This is a genomic window from Pseudomonas sp. xss_4, from assembly GCF_043104125.1.
GTDB classification, from domain to species: domain Bacteria; phylum Pseudomonadota; class Gammaproteobacteria; order Pseudomonadales; family Pseudomonadaceae; genus Aquipseudomonas; species Aquipseudomonas parafulva_B.
This window is the reverse complement of record NZ_JBICKJ010000068.1, coordinates 1-23,216: the sequence shown is the minus strand read 5'-3', so window position 1 is coordinate 23,216 and position 23,216 is coordinate 1. Positions and strand designations below refer to the sequence as shown.

At 62.2% G+C, this 23,216-nt stretch carries 23 protein-coding genes; 12 read left to right on the top strand and 11 right to left on the bottom strand.

Annotated elements, in window-relative coordinates; genetic code table 11:
- Positions 1–72: 72 nt before the first annotated feature.
- The 4 genes from ACF8GB_RS13100 (at position 73) to pdxH (ending at position 5,317) form a co-directional block, all read left to right on the top strand.
- Positions 73–2,319: a beta-galactosidase gene (locus ACF8GB_RS13100; RefSeq protein WP_392527140.1), complete on the top strand. Its 2,247-nt coding sequence runs from the start codon at positions 73–75 to the stop codon at positions 2,317–2,319.
- 85 nt (positions 2,320–2,404) lie between these two features.
- Positions 2,405–3,550, top strand: coding sequence for a serine hydrolase domain-containing protein (locus ACF8GB_RS13095; protein ID WP_325943400.1), 1,146 nt, complete (start codon positions 2,405–2,407; stop codon positions 3,548–3,550).
- 99 nt (positions 3,551–3,649) lie between these two features.
- Entirely contained in the window at positions 3,650–4,651 is a 1,002-nt protein-coding gene (locus ACF8GB_RS13090) for an OmpA family protein (RefSeq protein WP_392527139.1), read from the top strand.
- 18 nt (positions 4,652–4,669) lie between these two features.
- Positions 4,670–5,317, top strand: a complete 648-nt coding sequence (pdxH, locus tag ACF8GB_RS13085) for a pyridoxamine 5'-phosphate oxidase (protein ID WP_058606037.1) — start codon at positions 4,670–4,672, stop codon at positions 5,315–5,317.
- A 38-nt stretch (positions 5,318–5,355) separates the two neighbouring features.
- Here the strand turns inward: pdxH and ACF8GB_RS13080 are convergent, their stop codons facing one another.
- The gene (locus tag ACF8GB_RS13080) at positions 5,356–5,589 is read right to left on the bottom strand and encodes a hypothetical protein (protein WP_058637969.1); all 234 of its coding nucleotides are present in this window, start codon (positions 5,587–5,589) and stop codon (positions 5,356–5,358) included.
- A 146-nt stretch (positions 5,590–5,735) separates the two neighbouring features.
- Between ACF8GB_RS13080 and ACF8GB_RS13075 the strand changes: the two genes are divergently transcribed.
- Positions 5,736–6,200, top strand: a complete 465-nt coding sequence (locus tag ACF8GB_RS13075; RefSeq protein ID WP_023535237.1) for a glycine zipper 2TM domain-containing protein — start codon at positions 5,736–5,738, stop codon at positions 6,198–6,200.
- A 72-nt stretch (positions 6,201–6,272) separates the two neighbouring features.
- On the opposite strand, the gene ACF8GB_RS13070 is transcribed toward ACF8GB_RS13075, so the two are convergent.
- The 7 genes from ACF8GB_RS13070 to ACF8GB_RS13040 all read right to left on the bottom strand — a co-directional run bounded on the left by ACF8GB_RS13070 (position 6,273) and on the right by ACF8GB_RS13040 (position 13,778).
- Positions 6,273–7,880: an NAD(P)/FAD-dependent oxidoreductase gene (locus ACF8GB_RS13070; protein ID WP_392527138.1), complete on the bottom strand. Its 1,608-nt coding sequence runs from the start codon at positions 7,878–7,880 to the stop codon at positions 6,273–6,275.
- Positions 7,881–7,983: 103 nt separating this feature from the next.
- A complete protein-coding gene (locus tag ACF8GB_RS13065; protein WP_058606034.1) occupies positions 7,984–8,658 on the bottom strand; it encodes a COG3650 family protein in 675 nt (224 codons plus the stop codon).
- A 176-nt stretch (positions 8,659–8,834) separates the two neighbouring features.
- The gene (locus ACF8GB_RS13060; protein WP_023535231.1) at positions 8,835–9,536 is read right to left on the bottom strand and encodes an ABC transporter ATP-binding protein; all 702 of its coding nucleotides are present in this window, start codon (positions 9,534–9,536) and stop codon (positions 8,835–8,837) included.
- Entirely contained in the window at positions 9,537–10,304 is a 768-nt protein-coding gene (gene livG, locus ACF8GB_RS13055) for a high-affinity branched-chain amino acid ABC transporter ATP-binding protein LivG (protein ID WP_023535212.1), read from the bottom strand. It abuts the gene before it with no gap.
- Entirely contained in the window at positions 10,301–11,557 is a 1,257-nt protein-coding gene (locus ACF8GB_RS13050; protein WP_058606033.1) for a high-affinity branched-chain amino acid ABC transporter permease LivM, read from the bottom strand. The genes livG and ACF8GB_RS13050 overlap by 4 nt, the downstream gene beginning before the upstream one ends.
- Positions 11,554–12,477, bottom strand: coding sequence for a high-affinity branched-chain amino acid ABC transporter permease LivH (livH, locus tag ACF8GB_RS13045; RefSeq protein WP_023535272.1), 924 nt, complete (start codon positions 12,475–12,477; stop codon positions 11,554–11,556). The genes ACF8GB_RS13050 and livH overlap by 4 nt, the downstream gene beginning before the upstream one ends.
- A gap of 185 nt (positions 12,478–12,662) precedes the next feature.
- Complete coding sequence (locus ACF8GB_RS13040; RefSeq protein ID WP_058637971.1) at positions 12,663–13,778, bottom strand: branched-chain amino acid ABC transporter substrate-binding protein; 1,116 nt, start codon at positions 13,776–13,778, stop codon at positions 12,663–12,665.
- A 354-nt stretch (positions 13,779–14,132) separates the two neighbouring features.
- Here ACF8GB_RS13040 and ACF8GB_RS13035 point away from each other — a divergent pair, with 354 nt between their 5' ends.
- Entirely contained in the window at positions 14,133–14,432 is a 300-nt protein-coding gene (locus ACF8GB_RS13035; protein WP_058637980.1) for a DUF2288 domain-containing protein, read from the top strand.
- Between the two features lie 195 nt (positions 14,433–14,627).
- The gene (locus tag ACF8GB_RS13030; RefSeq protein WP_058637972.1) at positions 14,628–15,521 is read left to right on the top strand and encodes an NAD(P)-dependent oxidoreductase; all 894 of its coding nucleotides are present in this window, start codon (positions 14,628–14,630) and stop codon (positions 15,519–15,521) included.
- Positions 15,522–15,633: 112 nt separating this feature from the next.
- On the opposite strand, the gene rapA is transcribed toward ACF8GB_RS13030, so the two are convergent.
- Entirely contained in the window at positions 15,634–18,480 is a 2,847-nt protein-coding gene (gene rapA, locus ACF8GB_RS13025) for an RNA polymerase-associated protein RapA (protein ID WP_145256575.1), read from the bottom strand.
- Between the two features lie 159 nt (positions 18,481–18,639).
- On the opposite strand from rapA, the gene ACF8GB_RS13020 reads away from it, so the two are divergent.
- The 5 genes from ACF8GB_RS13020 (at position 18,640) to ACF8GB_RS13000 (ending at position 20,722) form a co-directional block, all read left to right on the top strand.
- A complete protein-coding gene (locus ACF8GB_RS13020; RefSeq protein ID WP_197844798.1) occupies positions 18,640–19,332 on the top strand; it encodes a M949_RS01915 family surface polysaccharide biosynthesis protein in 693 nt (230 codons plus the stop codon).
- A 62-nt stretch (positions 19,333–19,394) separates the two neighbouring features.
- On the top strand, positions 19,395–19,730 hold the full coding sequence (locus ACF8GB_RS13015) for a hypothetical protein (RefSeq protein WP_058637975.1): 336 nt from the start codon (positions 19,395–19,397) through the stop codon (positions 19,728–19,730).
- A gap of 65 nt (positions 19,731–19,795) precedes the next feature.
- Positions 19,796–19,954 carry a hypothetical protein gene (locus ACF8GB_RS13010; protein ID WP_088523537.1) on the top strand — a complete coding sequence of 53 codons (159 nt, stop codon included), beginning with the start codon at positions 19,796–19,798 and terminating at the stop codon, positions 19,952–19,954.
- A 135-nt stretch (positions 19,955–20,089) separates the two neighbouring features.
- Positions 20,090–20,206: a cytochrome c oxidase subunit CcoM gene (gene ccoM, locus ACF8GB_RS13005; RefSeq protein WP_023535213.1), complete on the top strand. Its 117-nt coding sequence runs from the start codon at positions 20,090–20,092 to the stop codon at positions 20,204–20,206.
- Between the two features lie 168 nt (positions 20,207–20,374).
- Entirely contained in the window at positions 20,375–20,722 is a 348-nt protein-coding gene (locus ACF8GB_RS13000; protein ID WP_196126846.1) for a DUF2025 family protein, read from the top strand.
- Here the strand turns inward: ACF8GB_RS13000 and ACF8GB_RS12995 are convergent.
- Together ACF8GB_RS12995 and ACF8GB_RS12990 are read right to left on the bottom strand one after the other, a co-directional pair.
- On the bottom strand, positions 20,703–21,800 hold the full coding sequence (locus tag ACF8GB_RS12995; protein ID WP_196126845.1) for a diguanylate cyclase: 1,098 nt from the start codon (positions 21,798–21,800) through the stop codon (positions 20,703–20,705). The two genes, ACF8GB_RS13000 and ACF8GB_RS12995, sit on opposite strands and share 20 nt — an antisense overlap.
- A gap of 238 nt (positions 21,801–22,038) precedes the next feature.
- Positions 22,039–22,935 (bottom strand): formate/nitrite transporter family protein, encoded by an 897-nt coding sequence (locus tag ACF8GB_RS12990; protein ID WP_196126844.1) that lies wholly within the window; start codon positions 22,933–22,935, stop codon positions 22,039–22,041.
- Positions 22,936–23,216 lie beyond the last annotated feature (281 nt).

Sequence of the window (23,216 nt, the reverse complement as noted above, 5' to 3'; positions counted from 1 at the left end):
GAGCGCTTGCGCCGGCACGTTGTCCAACCTCAGTCGTGGGCCATGAGGGCCCTGAAGGAGAGACCCCGCCCTATGGTTCGCCGTACCTTGCCCGCTGTCATCGCCCTGCTGTTGAGTCCGCCGTTGCTGGCGGGGCAGCAGACGTTGTTCAGCTTCGTGCGCCCGGCCTCGGTGGTCAATGTCGCAACCGTGGATGCCGGCATGCCCCAGTACAACGCCGAGCAGACCGCCCAGGGCGAGGTGTTGCGACGCGTGGTGTTCAACGCCGCCGAGCGGCCGACCTTGCGCATGAGCCCGCAAAGCGGCACCTGGGACTGGTCTAGCGGCCGCTTCCTGACCCTGCGCCTGCAAAACGCGATGGCCTGGGCGCTGACCTTGGATGTGACGGTGCAGGGCAATGACGGCCGTACGCTGACCAGCCGTATCGACTTGCCGGCAGGGCCTGCGCAAACAGTGATGGTGCCGTTGACAGCGCGTTCGCCCCTGCAGCAAGGGCTGCGTGCAGGCCCGCCCATGCCGTGGAGCTTCGGCGGCCAGCGCGTGCTACTCGGCAGCAGCACGGGCGCGGTGGACTTGGCACAGGTCGCGGCGGTCAGCCTGAGCATCCCTGGTCCCAAGGCAGCCCAGAGCCTGCTGATCGAGCGCGTGGGCATCCAGGATGACGACCAGACGTGGCAGGCGGCCTACCGCGAACTCATCGACGCCTACGGCCAGTCAACGCGCAGCACCTGGCCTGAGAAAGTAACCAGTGATGAGCAGCTCAAGGCGAGCGCCGGGCGTGAACAGCAGCAGATCAAGGGGTGGTTGGCCGAGCGTGAAAAGCAGCCGCTGGACACCTATGGCGGCTTGACGGCAGGCACGCCCTTCGAGGCTACCGGGTTCTTCCGTACCGAAAAACGCGAGGGTCGTTGGTACCTGGTGACGCCGCTGGGGCACCCGTTCTATTCCCTGGGCGTCAATGCCGTGGCCGCAGATGGCGGGCGCACTTATGTGGCGGGGCGCGAGGGGATGTTCAAGGCGCTGCCGCAACAGGGCGAGCCCCTGTCCGCCTTCTATGGCCAGGGCAATAACGATGACGGCAATGCCTCGTCCCAGGGGCGCGCCTTCAAGAAGGGGCAGTGGTTCGATTTCTATGCCGCCAATCTCGAACGCACCTACGGAGCACCGTGCCAGGGGGCCGACCCGCAGGCGCCAGCGCAGCCGGCCAATTGCCCTCCTGCCAAGTTGGACAGCGCCCGCTGGCAGCGCCATACACTCGACCGGCTGCAGGCCTGGGGCTTCAACACATTGGGCAACTGGAGCGATGCGGCCTTGGGCGAGCACCAGCGCGTGCCTTACACCTTGCCGCTGTCCATCGTGGGCGATTACGCGAGCATCAGCACCGGCATGGACTGGTGGGGCCGCATGCCCGATCCCTTCGACCCACGCTTTGCGATGGCCACCGAACGGGCCGTGGCCATCGCCGCCCGCGACCATCGCGATGACCCTTGGCTGATTGGTTATTTTGCCGACAACGAGCTGGCCTGGGCGGCCCCGGGCGATGACCCGAAAGCGCGCTATGGGCTGGCCTACGGTACCTTGCGCCTGACCACCGACGTACCGGCCAAGCGCGCATTCCTCAAGCAGCTGCGTGACAAGTACCGAAATCAGGAAGGCTTGTCCAAGGCCTGGGGCATCGAGCTGTCGGCTTGGGAGTTGATGGAAGACCCCGGTTTCGAGGCCCCACTGCCCAGCCCGGAACACCCGGAAATCGAACGCGACTACCAGTATTTCCAGCAGGTGTTCGCCCAGACCTATTTCAAGACCCTCTCCGACTCGCTCAAGTGGCATGCGCCGAATCACCTCTTGCTGGGTGGGCGGTTTGCCGTGAGTACGCCCGAAGCGGTCAAGGCCTGCGCCGAGTTCTGCGATGTGCTCAGCTTCAATTTCTATACCCTCAAGCCTCAGGACGGCTATGACTTCGCGCGCCTGGCGGAGCTGGACAAGCCGGTGCTGGTGTCCGAGTTCCAATTCGGCTCGCGCGATCGCGGGCCGTTCTGGCCGGGGCCGGTGGAGGTCGCACGCGAGGAAGACCGCGGGCCTGCCTATGGCAACTTCCTCAAGGCGGCGCTCGCCCAGCCCACGATCGTCGGCGCCCATTGGTTCCAGTACCTTGACCAGCCTGCCAGCGGCCGATTGCTGGACGCAGAGAACGGGCACCTGGGTTTGGTTGCCATCACCGACATCGCCTACCCAGGCTTCGTCCAGGCCGTGCGCAAGAGCAATCTCGAAGCAATGGACCAGTTGCGCGCGCACAGCCAAGCGCCAGCGTCGCCGTGACGAGCGATGGGCGCCTGTAGGCAAAAGGCCGAACTACTGAAACAATGCAGGCCCTTTTGCCAACATGCCGCATGGAGAACACAGGGTGCAGATTCAGGGTCATTTTGAGCTGAAATTCGAAGCAGTGCGCGAAGCCTTCGCGGCGCTGTTCGATGATCCCCAGGAACGCGGGGCTGCGCTGTGCATTCAGGTGGGCGGTGAAACGGTAGTGGACTTGTGGGCGGGCACCGCCGACAAGGATGGCCAGCAGCCCTGGCACAGCGACACCATCGCCAACCTGTTTTCCTGCACCAAACCCTTTGCCGCCGTCACCGCCTTGCAACTGGTGGGCGAGGGCAAACTCGAACTGGATGCCCCGGTGGCGCGTTATTGGCCTGAGTTCGGTCAGGCGGGCAAAGCGGCTATCACGCTACGACAATTGCTCAGCCACCGTGCCGGTCTGCCTGCGATTCGCGAGCTGCTGCCAGCCGAGGCCCTTTACGACTGGCAGGCAATGGTCGATGCCCTGGCCGCGCAAACACCGTGGTGGACACCGGGTAGCGAGCACGGCTACGCCGCTATCACCTTTGGTTGGCTGATCGGTGAGTTGATTCGTCGCGCAGATGGGCGCGGCCCAGGCGACTCCATCGTGGCGCGTACGGCGCGGCCGCTGGGGTTGGACTTCCATGTGGGGCTGGCCGACGAGGAGTTTCATCGGGTGGCCCATATTGCACGCGGCAAGGGCAACCCTGGTGACGCTGCTGCCCAGCGCCTGCTGCAGGTGACGCTGCGTGAGCCCGAGGCGCTGTCTACAAGGGCGTTTACCAACCCACCCGCCATTCTGACCAGTACCAACAAACCTGAGTGGCGGCGCATGCAGCAACCCGCAGCCAATGGCCATGGCAATGCCCGCAGCCTGGCTGGGTTCTATGCAGGCCTGCTCGAAGGCAGCCTGCTGGAGTCGGAACTGCTGGAGGTGTTCACTCGCCAACACAGCCTGGGCCAGGACCGGACCTTGCTGACCCAGACGCGCTTCGGGCTGGGCTGCATGCTCGACCAGCCTGATGTGGCCAATGCCACCTTCGGCTTGGGCGCTCGCGCCTTCGGTCACCCCGGTGCCGGGGGCTCGGTCGGGTTTGCCGATCCGGAGCGAGATGTGGCTTTTGGCTTTGTCGTCAATACCTTGGGCCCCTACGTGCTGATGGACCCTCGCGCCCAGAAACTGGTGCGCGTACTTGGGCAATGCCTTTGATCGGTTAGTGCGGGTATTGCCCAGCCTCTTTGACTATCCTCAATGCCGACGCCTCAAGAGTGTGGGCAAAATTTCTTTCCAATTCATGGTGTATCGCTGATGTCTTCACATAAAACCTTAGCACTCGCCCTGTGCCTGACCGCTGTCACCGGCTGCGCCAGCCATCCCGAGGGTTCTGCCAAGAGCGCCAGTTCAAGCTGGTGGCCATTCGGCTCGGACAAGGTCGCCGAACAGGAAGTGAAGGCAGCAGTCACGGAAAAGGTCGCCCAGGCCGACGCCAAATCCGAAAGCAGCAGCCGCTGGTGGTGGCCGTTTGGCGGTGAGCAGAAGCAGGCCCAAGGGCCGGTGGTGCCGAAGATCGACCAACAGGCCACCCAGGCCTGGTTGGATGAGTACGAACCCAAGCTGCGCGAGGCCATCAAGGACAGCAAGCTGGAGCTCGAGCGGCGCGACAACGTGCTGGCAGTCACCTTGCCAGTAGACGGCGCGTACAACCCTGACCGTCCGAACATGTTGTTGCCCGTCACCCTGGGCCCCATCACCCGCGTGGCCAAGACGGTCGAAGGCGACCCCAAGACGGCCGTGCTGGTGCTGGGCCACGCCGACACCAGTGGCGTGGTGGCTGCCAACCAGAAGCTGAGCCTTGAGCGGGCTGCCTCGGTATCGGCCATCTTCCGCCTGAGCGGGTTGCAACGTGATCGCCTGATCCTCAAGGGCATGGGCTCGGTGATGCCTCGCGCCGCCAACGACAGTGCCGAAGGCCGTGCGCTGAACCGCCGCGTGGAAATGCTGCTGACCCCACAGAACACCATGGTCGCGCTGCTGAGCAAGTATCAACAGGCCACGCCAACGCCGTCGCCGGCTGCCATGGTAGCCGTGCAGGATGCCAAGGCACCTGTGACCAAGGCTACAGCCGCCAAGGCCCAGCCAAGCAAAGCTGCAGCCAAGCCAGCCGGCAAAACCGCTGCCAAGAAGCCTGCCGCCAAAGCCAAGTCCCCGACCAAGACGGCGACCAAAAAAGCGGCGGCCGCCAAACCTGCCGCCAAGAAAGCTGCCACTGACAAGAAGGTAGCTGCCAACAGCCCTGCGAAGGCCAACTGATCGTCAAGGAACGCAGCAATGACCCAATCCCTGGCCGATATGCGCCGCGATTACACCCGCGACGGCCTGACCGAGGCTCAGGCCCCGGCCGAGCCGTTCGCCTTGTTTCACCAATGGTTCGGCGATGCCGTGCAAACAGAGCAGGCGCCGGTGGAAGCTAACGCCATGACCCTGGCCACGGTGGACGCCGATGGGCGACCGCACTGCCGTGTGCTGTTGCTCAAGGGGCTGGACGAGCAGGGCTTCACGTTCTTCACCAACTACGACAGCGCCAAGGGTAGGCAGCTGCAGGCCAACCCGTTCGCCGCCATGACCTTTTTCTGGCCGGCGCTCGAACGGCAAGTGCGTATCGAGGGCCGTGTCGAGAAGGTCTCGGCCAAGGAATCGGACGATTACTACCAGGTCAGGCCGTTGGGCAGCCGCCTGGGCGCCTGGGCATCGCCCCAGAGCCAGGTGATCGCTGGGCGCGAGGCGCTCGAAACCTTGGTCAAGGCGACCGAGGCGCGTTTCTCCGACACCCAGCCTCATTGCCCCGAGCATTGGGGTGGCTATCGCCTGCTGCCAGAGCGCATCGAGTTCTGGCAAGGGCGCGCCAGTCGCCTGCATGACCGCCTGAACTACCGCAAGGCGGCCCAAGGCTGGCATCGCGAGCGTCTCGCGCCTTGATACACGGGGCTACGAGATAGCCCCATCGGCTCTGTTCTTCAGCGCGAATAAGCCGCCGCCTCCTGCGCAAGCCACTGAGCCAGTGCCTTGCGCCCCATCTTCGACTGACGCGCATGTTGCAACCGCTGCAGCATGTACGCCTGCTTGTGCGGGTCGCCACCTGCCAGTGACAGCGCCAGGTCACGGTCCATCCATCGCCGCATGCGCACGTACAGCCAGGCGTGGAAACCCAACCCGGCGAGGGTGGCGACCACGACGATGAAGTAATCCATGGTTATCCTTGGTCTGATGGGTAAGCGCCCTGCCTGACCGCGTTGGCTGTACGCTGGCTGAATGAAAGCAATTTTATGCAGTGAGTACCGTGACAGCCGTCAATGTGCAGCGTCTAATGAGTACCTGACTTATGGAGATTCTACCCATGCGTAAATCCGCTTTGCTGGTTGCGACCTTCACAGCCACCGCGCTGCTACTCGGTGGCTGTGCGTCAAACTTGAGCGGCGACAGCTATTCGCGCGATGAGGCCCGCCGTGTGCAAACCGTGCGCATGGGCACCATCGAATCGCTGCGCCCTGTGAAGATCGAAGGTACCAAGACGCCGATTGGCGGAGGCGCTGGTGCCGTAGTGGGTGGCCTGGCGGGCAGCGCCGTCGGTGGCGGGCGTGGCAGCATCGTCGCTGCCGTGATTGGTGCCGTTGCCGGTGGCCTGGCCGGTTCGGCCGCCGAAGAGGGCATCACCCGTACCCAGGGTGTGGAGATCACGGTGCGCGAAGACGACGGCAGCATGCGCGCCTATGTGCAGTCCGTGCAGGAAAACGAGATTTTCCGAGTGGGCGACCGTGTGCGCATCATGACGGTCGATGGCACCAGCCGCGTCTCGCACTGATCAACGCCCTAAAAAAAACCCGATCAGGCTTCTGGCCTGGTCGGGTTTTTTGTACCAGCATTTCAGGGCTTGTTACTGGGCCAGCATGGCCTTGGCCACCGCTTCAGCAACCCGAATGCCATCAACCCCTGCAGACAGAATGCCACCTGCATAACCGGCCCCTTCGCCGGCAGGGAACAGCCCCTTTACGTTCAGGCTCTGGAAATCTTCGCCCCGCGTGATGCGAAGCGGCGAAGAGGTGCGGGTCTCGATCCCGGTCAACACCGCGTCATGCAGGTTATAGCCCTTGATTTGCCGATCAAAGGCTGGCAAGGCCTCGCGTATTGCCTCAATGGCGAAGGCCGGCAGGCTTGGCGCCAGGTCACCCAGGGTCACGCCAGGCTTGTAGGACGGCTCGACACTGCCCAGTGCGGTCGAAGGCTTGCCAGCCACGAAATCGCCCACCAGCTGCGCCGGTGCCTGGTAGTTGCTCCCGCCCATGACGTAGGCGTGCGCTTCCAGGCGCTCTTGCAACTCGATGCCGGCCAGCGGGCCGCCGGGGTAGTCCCGTTCCGGGTCGATGCCGACGACGATGCCGGAGTTGGCATTGCGTTCGTTGCGTGAGTACTGGCTCATGCCATTGGTGACGACGCGACCGGGTTCACTGGTGGCGGCCACTACCGTGCCGCCTGGGCACATGCAGAAGCTGTAGACCGACCGCCCGTTCTTGGCGTGATACACCAGCTTGTAGTCCGCCGCACCCAGCTTGGGGTGACCTGCATACTTGCCCAGGCGCGCCTTGTCGATGAGCGATTGCGGGTGCTCGATGCGGAAACCGACGGAAAACGGTTTGGCTTCCATGTACACACCCTGCGTATGCAACATGCGGAAGGTGTCCCGGGCGCTATGGCCCAATGCCAGAACCACATGCCGTGAAAGCAGCTGCTCCCCACTTTCAAGCACCACGCCCTGAACCTGACCTTCTTCGATCAGCAGGTCGGTGACCTTTTGTTCGAAACGAACCTCGGCCCCCAGGGCGATCATTTCCTGGCGCATCTGCTCGACCATGCCGGTGAGGCGGAAGGTGCCGATGTGCGGCTTGTTGATGTACAAGATCTCGTCAGGCGCGCCGGCCTTGACGAACTCCTCCAACACCTTGCGGCCGTGATGCTGCGGGTCCTTGATCTGGCTGTACAGCTTGCCGTCGGAGAATGTCCCGGCGCCGCCTTCGCCGAACTGCACGTTGGACTCGGGGTTGAGCACGCTCTTGCGCCACAGGCCCCAGGTGTCCTTGGTGCGCTGGCGCACTTCCTTGCCGCGTTCGAGGATGATCGGCTTGAAGCCCATCTGCGCCAGCAGCAAACCGGCGAAAATTCCGCACGGGCCCAGGCCCACCACGATGGGTCTTGCGCCCAGGCCCTCAGGAGCATGGGCGACATACTTGTAGGTCACGTCCGGCGCGGGCCCGACGTTATGGTCGTCGGCGAACCTGCGCAGCAACTCTTCTTCGTTGCTGGCATGCAGGTCGATGGTGTAGATGAACAGCAGTTCGGTGTTCTTCTTGCGCGCATCGTAGCTGCGCTTGAACAGGTTGAAGCTGATCAGCTGCTCGTCGCGGATGCCCAGGCGCTGGACGATGGCCTCGCGCAGTGCTTCATCGGGATGGTCCAGGGGCAGCTTGAGTTCGGTGATTCGTAGCATGGCAGGGTCCAGTATCCCGGCCATGGGCGGCCGGCGGCTTAACACAAACCGCCAAGTATAAAGCTTTAGCCGCCTCGACTGGCAGGATTAAGCCGCCCGGTCATCAGTCATCGCGCGCGCCACCGTAATAACCGCAGCCTTGCAGGGTCGTGCCATCAATGCGCAGCTCGGCGCGCAGATGGTTGAACGCGCCCGTGGCCGGGTCCATGCAGCGCTGTGGCGCCAGCCAGAGTTCGACGCGCTGCCCATTGGCTTCGCTGGTCAGGGTCAAGCCGCCACCGGGTACCTGCTCCTCCAGAAAGGGCAGGGCAAGCGGGGGTTGGTCGGCACGGTTGAGCACCATGCCCCGGCTATTGGCCTTGACGTCCCAGTCAGGCTTGTGGCCACCGGCTCGCAGGGTAAGCTGCTTGAAGTTGGGGTCGATGCACCCATTGCTGGCGTGTTCCAGGCGGTACAGGCGGCGCAGGTCCAGTTGCCCATCGGTATTGGCCTGCTTGCTGCCTGTAAGCCGGCCACGCACGTCGGCGAACAGGGTGTCGTTGGCACCTGTTGCAAGGTTCGCTGCTTCCTGCAGGATACCCGTGGCGGCGGCATCGTTGATGACGAAGCTGCGGGGTTCGTTGCAGGGCTTGAATAGCAACTGCCCACCGGCAGCGTGAACCTGGCCTTGCATGCGGGTGCTGCCGATATCAGGGTCGGCGGGTTTTTCGGCCAGGAGCTGGCAGCCCGCGAACAGGGGCAACAAGGCGGTCAGTAGCAGGGAAGGGGTCAGGCGCATGACGGGCTCCGGTGTTCGAGAGGCCGTCACGTTACTGAGGCAGGCAGGGGCAATACAAGCCCGGCGAAGATAAATAGACGGCTGCCACCTGCGCGCAGTCCGTGCTGTTTGATCGTGAACCGGGGGTGCAAGCGTGCAGTGTCAAGATAACGGGGCCCTGGCAGGCCCCGCTGGCATCAACCGCCTAGATAGGCGTCACGCACTTTTGGATCGGTCAGCAGCCCTTCGCCCGTACCCTGCATCACCACATGCCCATTCTCCAACACATAGGCCCGGTCGGCGATCTTCAGTGCCTGGTTGGCGTTCTGTTCTACCAGGAACACTGTCACGCCATCACGGCGCAGTTGTTCGATGATGTCGAAGATCTGCTGGATGATGATCGGTGCCAGGCCCAGGGAGGGTTCGTCGAGCAGCAGCAACTTGGGTTTGCTCATCAGGGCACGCCCGATGGCCAGCATCTGCTGTTCGCCCCCGGACATGGTGCCGCCGCGCTGGGCATACCGCTCCTTCAGGCGCGGAAACAGCTGCAGCACTTTGTCCAACTGCGCCTGATAGTCGCCCTTGTCGGTGAAGAACCCGCCCATGGCCAGGTTCTCCTCGACGGTCAGCCGGGCGAACACCCGGCGGCCTTCGGGCACCACGGCAATGCTCTTGCGCATGATGTGCGAGGAGGGCTGGCCGACCAGTTCCTCGCCCAGGTACTTGATGCTGCCGCTGTGGGCTTGGGGTGAACCGCACAGGGTCATGAGCAAAGTGGATTTGCCGGCGCCGTTGGCGCCGATCAGGGTGACGATTTCGCCCTGGTTGATCTCCACGTTGACGCTGTGCAGCGCCTGTATCTTGCCGTAGAAAGTGGAAACGTTCTCGAACTTCAGCATTTACGCTTCCCCCAGGTAGGCTTTGATCACTTCAGGGTTGTCGCGGATTTCCTGGGGCGTGCCGTGGGCCAGGGGCGTGCCCTGGTTGATGACCACAATGTGATCGGAAATGCTCATCACCAGCTTCATGTCATGCTCGATCAGCAGCACGGTCACGTTGTGTGATTCACGCAAATAGGCAATCAATGCCTTGAGGTCCTCGGTCTCTTTCGGGTTCAACCCGGCAGCCGGCTCGTCGAGCATGATGATCCGCGGGCGGGTCATCATGCAGCGGGCGATTTCCAGGCGCCGTTGCTGGCCGTAGGCGAGGGTGCCGGCGGTGCGATTGGCGAATTCGGTCAGGTTGACCTTGTCCAGCCAGTACTGCGCCCGCTCCATGGCTTCCTTTTCACTGCGGCGGAACCCCGGGGTCTTGAATAGCCCGGCGAAGAAGTTGGTGTTCAAGTGCCGGTGCTGGGCGATCAGCAGGTTTTCGAGCGCCGTCATTTCCTTGAACAGGCGCACGTTCTGGAAGGTGCGTACCACTCCCTTGCGCGCGATCTGGTGCCCGGCCAGGCCTTGGATGGGCTCGCCATCGAGCAGGATGGTGCCGCCGCTGGGCCGGTAGAAACCGGTCAGGCAGTTGAACACCGTGGTCTTGCCGGCGCCGTTCGGACCGATCAGCGCCACCACTTGTTTTTCCTTGACGGTCAGGCCTACGCCATTGACCGCCAACAAGCCGCCGAAGCGCATGCTAAGGCCGCTGACTTGCAGAATTTCGCGGCTCATCGACGCAGCTCCATGTGGGGACGTTGCATTGGCAGCAGACCTTGCGGACGCCAGATCATCATCAGCACCATCAGCGCACCGAACATCAGCATCCGGTATTCACTGAATTCGCGCATCAGCTCCGGCAGCAGGATCATGACGATGGCAGCGAGGATCACGCCGAGCTGCGAGCCCATGCCGCCGAGCACCACAATGGCCAGGATGATGGCCGACTCGATGAACGTGAACGATTCTGGCGTCACCAGCCCTTGGCGAGCGGCAAAGAAGCTGCCGGCAAAGCCTGCGAAGCAGGCACCCAGGGTGAAGGCCGAGAGTTTGATCACGGTGGGGTTCAGGCCCAGGGCACGGCAGGCGATCTCGTCTTCGCGCAACGCTTCCCAGGCACGGCCGATGGGCATGCGCAACAAGCGGTTGATCACGAACAGCGCAAGCAGTGCCAGCAACAGTGCAACCAGGTACAGGAAGATGACCTTGTTGATCGAGTTGTAGGGCAGGCCGAAATACTCGTGGAAGGTCTGCATGCCCTCGGCGGCGCGTCGCTCGAAGGTAAGGCCGAAGAATTCGGGCTTGGGAATGTTGCTGATGCCGTTGGGGCCACCGGTCCAGTCGGTGAGGTTACGCAGGAACAGGCGAATGATCTCGCCGAAGCCCAGCGTCACGATCGCCAGGTAGTCACCCCGCAGGCGCAACACCGGAAAACCGAGCAGGAAGCCAAAGGTGGCGGCCATCAGTCCGGCAATCGGCAGGCAGACCCAGAAACTCCACCCCAGATAGTGCGACAGCATGGCGTAGCTGTAGGCACCCACGGCGTAGAAGCCCACATACCCCAGGTCCAGCAACCCGGCCAGGCCGACCACGATGTTCAGGCCAAGGCCGAGCAACACGTAGATCAGGATCAGGGTGGCGATGTCGACCGCGCCGCGCGATCCGAAGAAGGGCCAGATCAGGGCCACCACGACCAGCCCAAGAATCACCCAGCGCTGGGTTTTGGGAAGGGTCAGGTAGTTGCTTAGCGCAGGTGGGATCAGCTTGCGGTCCGAGCGACGGCTCATCACCGAGCTCCACTGCCGGTCGAACAGCACCCGCAGGAACATCAGCACCGAGCACACGGCGATGATGCTGATAGTGAACGAGCCCTGGCTATGCACCACCAGGCTGATGCCGTCGATGCTCAGCTTCAGGCCGAGCACCGGGAAGGCCACGGCCCATACCAGCAAGGCGCTGAAAAACGCCGGTTTGAGATTCTTGTTCATACTTTTTCAACCTCCGGGCGGCCCAGGATGCCGGTCGGCCGGAACAACAGGACGAGAACCAACAAGCCGAATGCCACGACGTCCTTGTACTGGTCGCCGAAGATGTCGGCGCCGAACGCTTCGGCCACACCCAGCACCAGCCCACCGAGCATGGCGCCCGGAATGCTGCCGATACCGCCTAGCACCGCGGCGGTAAAGGCCTTCAGGCCAACCAGGAAGCCGGCGTTAGGGTTGATGACCCCGTATTGCATGCTCAGCAGCACGGCCGCGACGGCCGCCAGGGCAGCACCGATGACGAAGGTGAGGGCGATGATGTTGTTGGTGTTGATGCCCAGCAAGTTGGCCATCTTGATGTCCTCGGCGCAGGCGCGACACGCGCGGCCCAATCGCGAACGGGAGATGAACAGGGTCAGCAGGGTCATGGCCACCAGTGTTACCACGAACACCAGTACTTGCATGTAGGACACCAGGACTTCTTCTGCGCCGCCTGGTCCGAACGAGAAGCTGCCCGGAATCAGGTTGGGAATGGACTTGTCCTTGGAGTCTTGGGACAACAGCACGGTGTTCTGCAGGAAAATCGACATACCGATGGCAGAAATCAGCGGAATCAGCCGGTTACTGTTGCGCAGTGGGCGGTAGGCAACCCGTTCGATGCTGTAGCCATAGGCACTGGTCACGAAAATGGTCGCGACGAAGGCAACGGTCATCAGGATTGGCAGCGAATGAATACCCATCATGGCCAGACCCGCCAGGGCGATGAACGCCACATACGAGCCGATCATGTAGACCTCGCCATGGGCGAAGTTGATCATGCCGATGATGCCGTACACCATCGTGTAGCCGATGGCGATCAAGGCATAGGTGCTGCCGATGGTCAATCCATTAACCAGTTGTTGGAAGAAATGGTAGATCTCAGGCATTACAGCGCTCCTAAAAACCTGATTTGCATTTCGCTGGCCGGGGTACGGCCAGGAAACCGCGGGTGACGGTTTTAAGATTTTCAGGTGGGCCCGTCCCCGGATCGCGGGGGCGGGCCCATGAACCTCGTAAAACAAAGCCCACTGCTCGCACAGTGGGCTTCTCGGTCAGCTATTAGTCACGCTTGTTACTGAGGGGAGACTTCAGTCTTCGGTTTGCCGAAGTGCCATTCGTAAACCACGAACTTGAAGTCTTTGAGGTCACCCTTGTCGTCATAGGCCAGGGTGCCGGTAGGGGTCTTGAACGAGCCACTGTGGATAGCCTCGGCCACCTTGTCAGTGTCCTCGGATTTCGCGGCTTTGATGCCTTGGGCGATCAGCTCGACGGCCGAGTAGGCAGGGAAGACGAACGGGCCGCTCGGGTCCTTGCCGTCAGCCTTGATCGCGTCGACGATCTTCTTGTTCTCAGGGTCGGCATCGAACGACTTGGGCAGGGTGACCAGCAGGCCTTCGGAGGCATTCTGGGCGATTTGCGAAATGGAGTCGTTACCCACGCCTTCCGGGCCCATGAACTTGGCTTTCAGGCCTTTTTCCTGCGCTTGACGCAGGATCAGGCCCAGCTCTGGGTGGTAGCCGCCGTAGTACACGAAATCGACGTTGTTCTGCTTGAGCTTCTGGATGATGGACGAGAAGTCCTTGTCGCCGGCGTTGAGGCCTTCGAACACGGCAACCTTGGTGCCTTTTTGCTCCAGGGTCTGCTTGACGGCCGTGGCGATGCCTTCACCGTACTGCTGTTTGTCGTGCAGTACCGCGACTACCTTGGGCTTGACGTGGTCGGCGATGTAGTTGCCGGCGGCAGGGCCTTGGGCGCTGTCCAGGCCGATGGTGCGGAAGATCAGCTTGTAGCCGCGGGAGGTGATTTCCGGGGACGTTGCCGCCGGGGTGATCATGATCACGCCTTCGTCTTCGTAGATGTCGGACGCTGGCTGGGTGGAGCTGGAGCACAGGTGGCCGATGACGAACTTGACGCCGTCGTTGACCACTTTGTTGGCGACGGCCACGGCCTGTTTAGGGTCGCAGGCGTCGTCGTATTCCTTGGCTTCGAGCATCTTGCCATCGACACCGCCTGCGGCGTTGATGTCCTTGATGGCTTGCTTGGCACCGATGAACTGCATGTCGCCATACTGGGTCACGGGGCCGGTCTTGGGCCCGGCGATCCCGATCTTGATGGTGTCGGCGGCAAACGAATGGCTGGCTACCCCGGCCAGAACCATTGCAGCGAACAGCTTGGAAATCTTGATCATAGTGCTCCACTCATTCTGTTGTAATTCTTATAGTCCTGGCGGCCAGGGCTACAGACCAGGCGGGTTGCGGCGTGGTCATGCCAACGCGCAAGCCCACCTTCCCCGGAACATGTCCCGGAACTGTACCGGTACAGTGTAGAGCGCTGTCTGCGCGCTTGAAAAGCGGGCAAAAAGCGCCTGGTTTCACGGTTGTCGCTTGCTTGACACTAAAGTACAAAAAGGCGCCATCAGATGGCCTATATTGGCAGTCGCACCTCGAAAAGACGCGGCCTGCCAGCCAATTGCATATTTGAAACCAGGTTTTTCTGCAAAAATGCCGGCCCTTTCAAAGCCAGATTTCCAGCGGATATTCCCATGACTGATCGAACAAGCACCCTCTATGCCAAATTGCTCGGAGAGACCGCCACCATCGAGTGGAAAGCCCTGGAAAGATTCTGGGCAAAAGGTGACCTGATTTGGGTCGATCCCGCCCTGGATCTGATCACCGTGGCCACGGCAATGGCCGAAAACCGCAGTGATCTCTTCGATAAGTGGCGCACTGATGGCACTGTCGGCCCGGTGACGGCAGAACAGGCCAGTGAACTGCAAACCCGCGATCCAGAGATCTGGGCGGTGGTTGTGGCGCCGTTCATCGTCATTCAAGTCAGGCAGTGAATAGCAGCCTTGTGCTTTTTTGGTGCGCGAAAACGCGCAGGCGCCTCTTTTGGGTGCTCGTCATTGCTCAATTGAGGTAGAGGTAAGTAACAATTCGGCGTGGCGGTAACAGTTTACGGCATGCGTAAAGGTGGTCGTCGCCGCAGTCACGCAGCGCGGCGTTGCCCCAGCCCCTTTTTCAGCCAGGAGTACCTGATGAGCAACGCATTACCTTCACTTGGTTTCGCTGGTGTCGGTCTGATGGGCCTGCCGATGTGCAAGCGCCTGCTGGCGGCCGGCTATCGGCTGTGGGTATGGAACCGCAGCCCGGAAAAATGCCAGGCGCTGGTTGCCGCAGGCGCACGACTGGCCGCAAGCCCCGCCGAGCTTGCACGGCAGGTGGACATGGTATTGCTATGCCTGGCCGATACCGCCGTGGTGCGCGAGGTGGTATTTGGCGATCAGGGCGTTGCTGCAGGCGGGCGGCAGGGCCAGCTACTGGTGGATTTTTCCAGCCTGGAGCCTGGCGCTACCCGGGAAATGGCAGCCCAACTGGGCGCCTTGTGTGGGATGGCCTGGCTGGATGCCCCGGTGTCCGGCGGCACGGCGGGCGCGCAGGCAGGTACACTGGCCATCATGGTGGGCGGGGAGGAGGCTGACCTGGCGCGTGCTCGCCCAGTGCTGGAGGTACTTGGTCAGCGGGTGACGCACATGGGGGGCGTTGGCGCGGGCCAAGTGACCAAGGCCTGCAACCAGATGATCGTGGCGTGCAATGCCCTGGTCATTGCCGAGGTCATCGCGCTGGCCGAGCGTTCCGGGGTGGACGCCGGGTTGATCGCCCAGGCCCTGGCAGGCGGATTTGCTGATTCCAAGCCTTTGCAGATATTGGCCCCGCAGATGGCAGAAAGCCGTTTCGCTCCCATAAAGTGGCATGTGCGAACGCTGCTCAAGGACCTGGATGGTGCCGTGAAGTTTTCACGCGAACAGGGCGCGGCGACACCGCTGACGGGTCTGGCTGCCCAATTGATGCGCTTGCACGGCAGTCAGGGTTACCTGGACCAGGACCCTTCGACCTTGGTCGAGCAGTATCGAATCAAACGCCAGGACTAGGTGCTGCCCAAGCGCGCGGTAGGGAAACCGCGCGAGGTTGGGACGGTCTGACCTGCAGCGGCCTCATCCCAAGACGGGTAAGGCCGCTGCAGGTCAGGCGGGCCCGCTGCGGTCAGCCTGCGACCAGTACGCGGATCGCTTCAAGGCGCAGCGCTGCTTTGGCCAACATGGCCAGGCCCTCTTCGCGCTGCTTGCGCAACGCGTCGATTTCACTGTCCCTCACGCTTGGGTTGACCGCTTGCAGTGCCACCAGGCGTGCGAGCTCTTCGTCGGCCTCGGCGGCCAGGCGTCGTTGGGCTTCGGCCACCCGTTGCTCGTGTAGCGGGACGATCTTTTCTTCGCCGCTGCCGATACGCTTTGCAAGCACGTCGCGCTGTGCCTGGACGAACTTGTTGGCACTGGCACGGGGTACGCTTTCGAGCTGATCGTTCAGGGTCTCGAATGCTACCCGCGACGCCAGGTCATTGCCGTTGGCATCGAGCAGGCAGCGCAGGGCGGCTGGCGGCAGGTACCGGCCCAGTTGCAAGCTGCGCGGCGCGACCACCTCGCTGACGAACAGCAACTCGAGCAGCACGGTCCCAGGCTTGAGCGCCTTGTTCTTGATCAGCGCCACAGCGGTATTGCCCATCGAGCCGGACAGCACCAGGTCCATGCCGCCTTGCACCATCGGGTGCTCCCAGGTCAGGAACTGCATGTCTTCACGCGACAGCGCCTGGCCGCGGTCATAGGTAATGGTCACACCTTCGTCATCGCCCAAAGGGAAGCTGGCATCGAGCATCTTCTCGCTGGGCTTTAGGATCAGCGCGTTTTCCGAATGGTCTTCACTGTCGATACCGAACGCATCGAACAGGGTTTCCATGTAGATCGGCAGGGCGAACTGATCGTCCTGCTCGAGGATGGCCTCCACCAGCGCTTCACCCTCTCCGGCGCCGCCGGAATTGAGTTCGAGCAAGCGGTCACGGCCGGTATGCAGCTCGGCTTCGAGCCGCTCACGTTCGCTTCGCGCTTCGTTGACCAGGCTGTCCCAGGCCTTGCTGTCATCACTGTCCAGCAGTGCCAGCAGGCGGGGGCCGAACTGATGCTGCAGGGCGTTACCGGTGGGGCAGGTGTTGAGGAAGGCGTTGAGCCCTTCGTGGTACCACTGGAACAGGTGCGCTTGCGGCGTGCCTTGCAGGTACGGCACGTGCAACTCGATGGTGTGCTTCTGGCCGATACGGTCCAGACGGCCGATACGTTGTTCGAGCAGGTCGGGGTGGGCAGGCAAGTCGAACATCACCAGGTGATGAGCGAACTGGAAGTTGCGCCCCTCGCTGCCGATTTCCGAGCAGATCAGCACCTGGGCGCCGAATTCTTCATCGGCGAAGTAGGCCGCCGCGCGGTCGCGCTCCAGGATGCTCATGCCCTCGTGGAAGACCGAAGCCGGAATCCCGGAACGCACGCGCAGGGCGTCTTCCAGGTCCATGGCGGTTTCGGCATGGGCGCAAATGACCAGCACCTTGGTGCGCTTGAGCATTTTCAAGGTGTCGATCAGCCAGTCGACCCGCGGGTCGAAGCGCCACCAGCGCTCTTCCTGCGCCTGGTCCACTTGGGACTGGAACGCGACCTCAGGGTAGAGCTCGGCGTGTTCGCCCTCAGGCAAGCTGGCGTATTGCTCTGGGTTAGGCAGTGGGTGAGGGTGCAACTGACGCTCAGGGAACCCCTGGATGGCGGCACGGGTGTTGCGGAACAGCACTCGGCCCGTGCCATGACGATCGAGCAGCTCGCGGATCAGTCGGGCGCTGGCCTGGCTGTCCCCGTCATTGACCGCCGCGAGCAGCGCGTCTCCCTCGGCCCCGAGGAAACCCTGGATGGTGGCGTGGGCCTTCGGCGACAAGCGCCCCTCGTCCAGCAGTTCCTGCACTGCCTCGGCCACTGGCCGGTAGTGCTCGCTTTCGGCGCGGAAGGCCGCCAGGTCATGGAAACGGTTGGGGTCGAGCAGGCGCAGCCGCGCGAAATGGCTGTCCTGGCCCAACTGTTCAGGGGTTGCGGTGAGCAGCAGCACGCCGGGAATGACCTGGGCGAGCTGTTCGACCAACGCATATTCGGCACTGGCGTGTTCCTCGTGCCAGACCAGGTGATGGGCCTCATCGACCACCATCAGGTCCCAGCCCGCCGCGAACAGCGCGTCCTGGGCCTTCTCGTCGTCGACCAGCCACTCCAGCGCGACCAGCGCGAGCTGGGCGTCCTCGAAGGGGTTGCTGGCATCACTTTCAATGAACCGTTCGGCATCGAACAGGGCGACCTGCAGGTTAAAGCGCCGGCGCATCTCCACCAGCCATTGATGCTGGAGGTTCTCGGGCACCAGGATCAGCACCCGGCTGGCGCGGCCGGTCAGCAGTTGGCGATGAATCACCAGGCCTGCCTCGATGGTCTTGCCCAGGCCCACCTCGTCGGCGAGCAGTACGCGAGGTGCGCTGCGGTCGGCCACTTCGCGGGCGATGTGCAACTGGTGAGCGATGGGCTGGGCACGGCAGCCGCCCAGGCCCCACAGCGTGGACTGCATCTGCTTGCTGGTATGCTGCAGGGTGTTGTAGCGCAGGCTGAACCAGGACAGCGGGTCGATCTGACCGGCGAACAGGCGGTCGCTGGCCAGGCGGAACTGGATGAAGTTCGACAGCTGGGTCTCCGGCATCGTGCGGGGCTGATTCTGCCCGTCGAGCCCGTGATAGACCATCAGGCCGTCGATGTCCTCGACTTCCCGCACGGTCAACTTCCAACCTTCGAAGTGAGTGATCTGGTCACCTGGCGAGAAGCGCACGCGTGTCAGCGGCGCATTGCGCAGGGAATATTGGCGGGTATCGCCAGTGGCCGGGTAGAGGACGGTCAGGAGGCGGCCATCCTGCGCCAGGATGGTACCCAGGCCGAGCTCTGCCTCGCTGTCGCTGATCCAGCGTTGCCCCGGTTGATACTGCTGCGCCATACTGCCTGCACTCCCGCGATGAAAAAGCCGATTATGTTAACGGATCGGCCGGGCAGACCAAAGTGCCGAGTGCACCTGAGGGTGCCGAACGGTCTCGGCCGGTGCATCAGTCTAGCCGTTTCGTCGCTTCCTGCCGTGCCGACGAGGGTTCTGCATCCCATGCCTGCCAAGCCTCTTTGCGTTGTCTTGAGCCTCACGGTCGGCGGTTTGCTCCTGGCAGGATGCAAGCCGAAGACCTTCGAAAGGTTGCCGCCTATCCCCCTGGAGCAGTTGGAGGTGCTGGGCGTACAGGCACCGCTCAAGAGTGTGCACTACCGCGACAGGGACGGCGAAGGGCTGTTGGTCTTGAGCCGTGTCGATGGCCAGGCCAGCGACCCTGAAAGTGAGCAGGAAGTGGACAAGGTTGTGCTCAAGGCCACCTTGTACGGCCGAAGCAAAGCGCAGGAAGCCTTCCAGGCGCGCTGGCAGATCGATCAGCAAGCCACGTGTCCGGGTTTGGACCTGGATGTGGATTTCTACACCGATGTCAGCGGCGTGGCCGACCTCGACCAGAACGGTGCGGCCGAGGTGACGGTGGCCAGCCATGCGTTCTGCGGAGGAGGTGTCGAGCCCCATGACATCGCCATCGAGATGCGGGACGGGCAAACGGTCTACAGCATCACGGGCCAGTCGCTGATCACCCCGGCAGGCGAAGACCCGATCGGCGGCGAGCGCCAGGACAGTGCCTCGCTCAAGGCCGCCCCGGCCTGGGTTCGGGCCCATATGGATGCAGTGTGGCAGCAGGTCTACCAGCGTCCCTGGAGCGAAACCGCCTTGCAGGACCAGGATGAGGCGGCGGACGAACCGGGCTAAATGTTGTCCATGACTTCAAGGCAGCAGCAGGGCTGCCGATACAGGGGGACAGGAGAACCGCCATGCTGCCACCGATCATTCCGCTCAGCGCTGCCCCGGTCACCTCGCAGCAGGACCCGGTCAAACCGACCCCGGATATAAAGCCGGTAGTGCCGGCGCAGCCTGCGTCCGGTGAAAGTGCAATCGACCTAAAGCGCCAGCGTGACCCGCAGGACCAGCAGTTGCTGCTGCGCGAGGAGCAGCGCCGACAGCAGCAACGCCAGGGTAAAGGCAAAGGTCACGATGAGCGATTCGACGCGTTGCCGGGCAATGAGGTCAACGCCGACAATACCGTGCCAGTGGTGCCCTTGATGGGCGAGCCCGTGCGCCAGGGGCTGCTGGTGGACATCGAAGTATGAAACGGGACTGGCAAGCGCCTGGTTCTGGCCCCATCATGCAGTATCCGTAGCGTGTAGAGCCCAGTATGAGCCAAGACAATCTCATTGATTTCGATGCCGAACGTGCACGCCGCGTGCATGACATCAAGGAAAAGCGCCTGAACGAGATGCGCGATGCCTTCGAGCAGGCACTGCCCTTGAATGCTGCCAAGAAGAAGTCCAAGCGCAAGCCCAAGAAGCGCTGATGCTTGACGCAGGTCAACCCTGCACCCGCCCCGCGCGCCCGTCCCCGGGCGTCATTGACCCTGGTCAATTTTCTCCCGTCTGGCATTGGTTACTGTTCTCCCATCGGACAACGGCAAACAAATGGAGAGGTCGGCATGTTCTTCGACAACGTGGTTATCGCAGGGGTGGTAACGGTGGGGTTGATGGTGGCTTTCTTCGCCGGTCTAGGCATTTTCATCTGGAAGGACTCGAGCAAGCGCAAGCGCCCTTGACCTTCTCGATTCACGAGCACGCAAGGCATTTAGGGCGACTTCGGTCGCCCATTTTTTTGCCTGGCATTTGTTCCGGCGACGTGGGCCGTTACGCGCGGGCGTGGCTGGCAGCGGCAAGCATTTGCGTTTGATGACTGCGCAGCGCGTTCCATTCATCGTGAGGTGGGCATGACCATTACATCCCAGGATATCTGCAATGCAGCCGAGCAGCTCAAGGGCTTCGTCGGCTTTCACGGTAAACGTGGCCTCTATATCATGCGTTTCTCCGAGGATGCCTTCGGCATGGATATCGCCGACGACAGCATCATGCCGTGCAACGAGTTCGTATGGCGACCTGAGCAGGGGCATCGCATGGCCTTGTGTCGCGAGCGGCTGGGCCTGTTGCTGGAGCAACGCATGGATGAGCGGCTGAATGTGAGTGAGCCGCTGAGGGCTTACCTACGTCGGCAGGACCTGCCGGAGATTGTGGCCGAGCGGCGCTTGCACCCGGCAGGCGTCATCGCGCCAGGGATATGAAGGCGGGGGGCTCGGCAGAAGGCGTCACGCTGGTATCGGCTCGATGAGTGGCCATGACGCGATCCCGACCGTTGCGCTTGGCTACATACAAAGCGGTGTCCGCCTGGCGTAACCAGCCGTCCGGCGTCTCCAGCGAGGGGTCGAACGGGCACAGGCCAATGCTCAAGCTGATGCGCAGGTGCGGCGTCTGCGGGTCGCGGTAGGCCGCCACGCGCTCGCGCAGGCGCTCCATGGCCTGGCAGGCCTGGGCTTCGGTGGTACTCGGCAGTATCACGCAAAACTCGTCCCCCCCGTAGCGACCGGCCTTGTCGCCCTCGCGCAGGGCGCCGAGCAACTCGATGCTCACCTGGCGCAGCACCTGATCGCCCACTACATGGCCAAAGGTGTCGTTGATGGTCTTGAAATGATCGATGTCGATCAGGGCAACTACCGCTTCACCGCGCTGTTTCCTGCACCCGTGAAAACGCCTCGCCAGAAGGTCTTTCCAGGCGCCGTGGTTGAGCAGCCCGGTCAGGCTATCGGTCAGGCTGAGGGTGTTGAGTCGGCGTTTGTGCTCGGCCAGCTTGATCGCCAGTCGATAGCAGACCCACCCTAGCGCCGCCGGGTACAACGTCAGCATCGGCAGGCAGGCATAGACCTGAAAGGCGGTGGCGTCGGGTTGAAATCCCGCCCCCAGCAAGACGCAGGCCGTAAGCATGCCTGCCACTTGCGCCATGCCTGCGCGAATAGCCAAGGCCTTGCCGCCGGCTGCGACGTTGTTCATGGTGATCATCGATAGAACGGTAACCGTCGGCAGCGGATTGAACTGCATGGCACCGGCCCAGAACCCACCCATCAGCGAGTCAAGATAAAAGTTACGTTGTTCGGCCTGGTAGGGCGCTTTGGACCGGGCCGCCCACAGATAGGCCAAATGTGGCCAAAGCAAACCATTGAACAGCATCAATGCCCAAACCCAGGCGGGGGGAGACAGGGGTTCCACTGCGGCCATTACCGCGAAAAGCCCCACACCCTTGCCCAGTACCCGTGGCAGATAAATCCGTTTGGCAAACGAAAGGCCCTTGCCGGTGCGTGTGTCCATGGGTGTGATCTCTGTCGGAGCGCTTATCGCTTAACGTGCGCGAGTATTCTGGGCCATGGGCGGTGCACGAGACATGGCCTTGCAAGCCAAATCACGGGTGATGCGAGCAGTGGAGGCAAGTATGCCTGACTGGGATCTGAAAGAAGATGGCAAAGCTGGGCGGCGTTATTGGCACGCCTTGGCCCAGCTTCCTTGTAGAAGAAGAGGGGATGTTACCCGTACGCCGTGAGGCTACGTTTCACTTTTGCTGACCGTCTTGAGGCGTTTGCGAGCGATTTTCATCTTTGAGTAACTGTGACGGCGACTTGCCGCTGTCGCTGCGCACCTGGGCATGGCTGATCAGACCAAAGATGAAACTGCCGCCGATGATGTTGCCGGCCAGCGTAGGCAAGGCAAAGTGCAGCAGGAAGTTACTCCAGGTCTCTTCACCTGCCCAGACCAGATACGAGACTTCTACCGACCCCACCACGATATGAGTGAAGTCGCCCAATGCCATGAGGTAGGTGATGACCAGGATGATCCAGATCTTGGCGTGCTCCATGGAGGGGATCATCCAGACCATGGTGGCGATCATCCAGCCGGACACGATGCCTTTGGCAAACATCTGGCTGACGTCGTTTTCCATCACCTTGCGCCCCACTTCCAGGAACGCGATGTCCGTCTTGGTATCGAAGATGGGCAGTTCGAGCATTACCCAGGCCACCAGCAAGGTACCGGCCAGGTTGCCGGCCAGGACCACGCCCCAGAGACGCAACAGGCGACCGAAGTTGCCTAGCGTTGGCGTCGTCATCACCGGCAGGACGGCGGTCAGAGTGTTCTCGGTGAACAACTGCTGCCGTGCGATGATGACGGCTAGGAAGCCGGCGCTGTAGCCGATACTGGCGATGACTTGCGCGCTCTCGCCGTCCGGCAGACGCGAGTACAGAAGACCCATGGCCATCAGTGACAGCCCCATGGACAAACCTGCGGCAAGGGCTGACCACCAGAGCGCAGCCAATGTTCGTTCCAGTTCCTGATCGCCCTGCAACCGGATGGTCTCGTGCAGCACTGCCGCACGTGGCGGTTGGTTGGAGCTGACCTCCTGTTGTTCGTCTGCAGACAGGCCCGGGGTTTTCTCGCTTTGCGCCTCGCTCATTACCGCTACGCTCCGTGGTGGGTTTATCTACAGATTCACCGCGGCCTCATTAAGTTGCGCGGAGTGGGGCGGTACACGCGCAAAAGTTTTTAAATCAAAGGGTTGACTCCAGATTCAAAGCGCGTATTATTCGCCACCTCGCAGCGAGTAACGCAGCGGGAAAGTCGGTCGGCGGTTGAAGTTTCAAGTCTTCGAGTAAGGCGCTTCAAAAAACTTCAACATAAACGCTTGACAGGCAGTGAGGAAAGCGTAGAATGCGCGCCTCGGTTGAGGCGAAACGC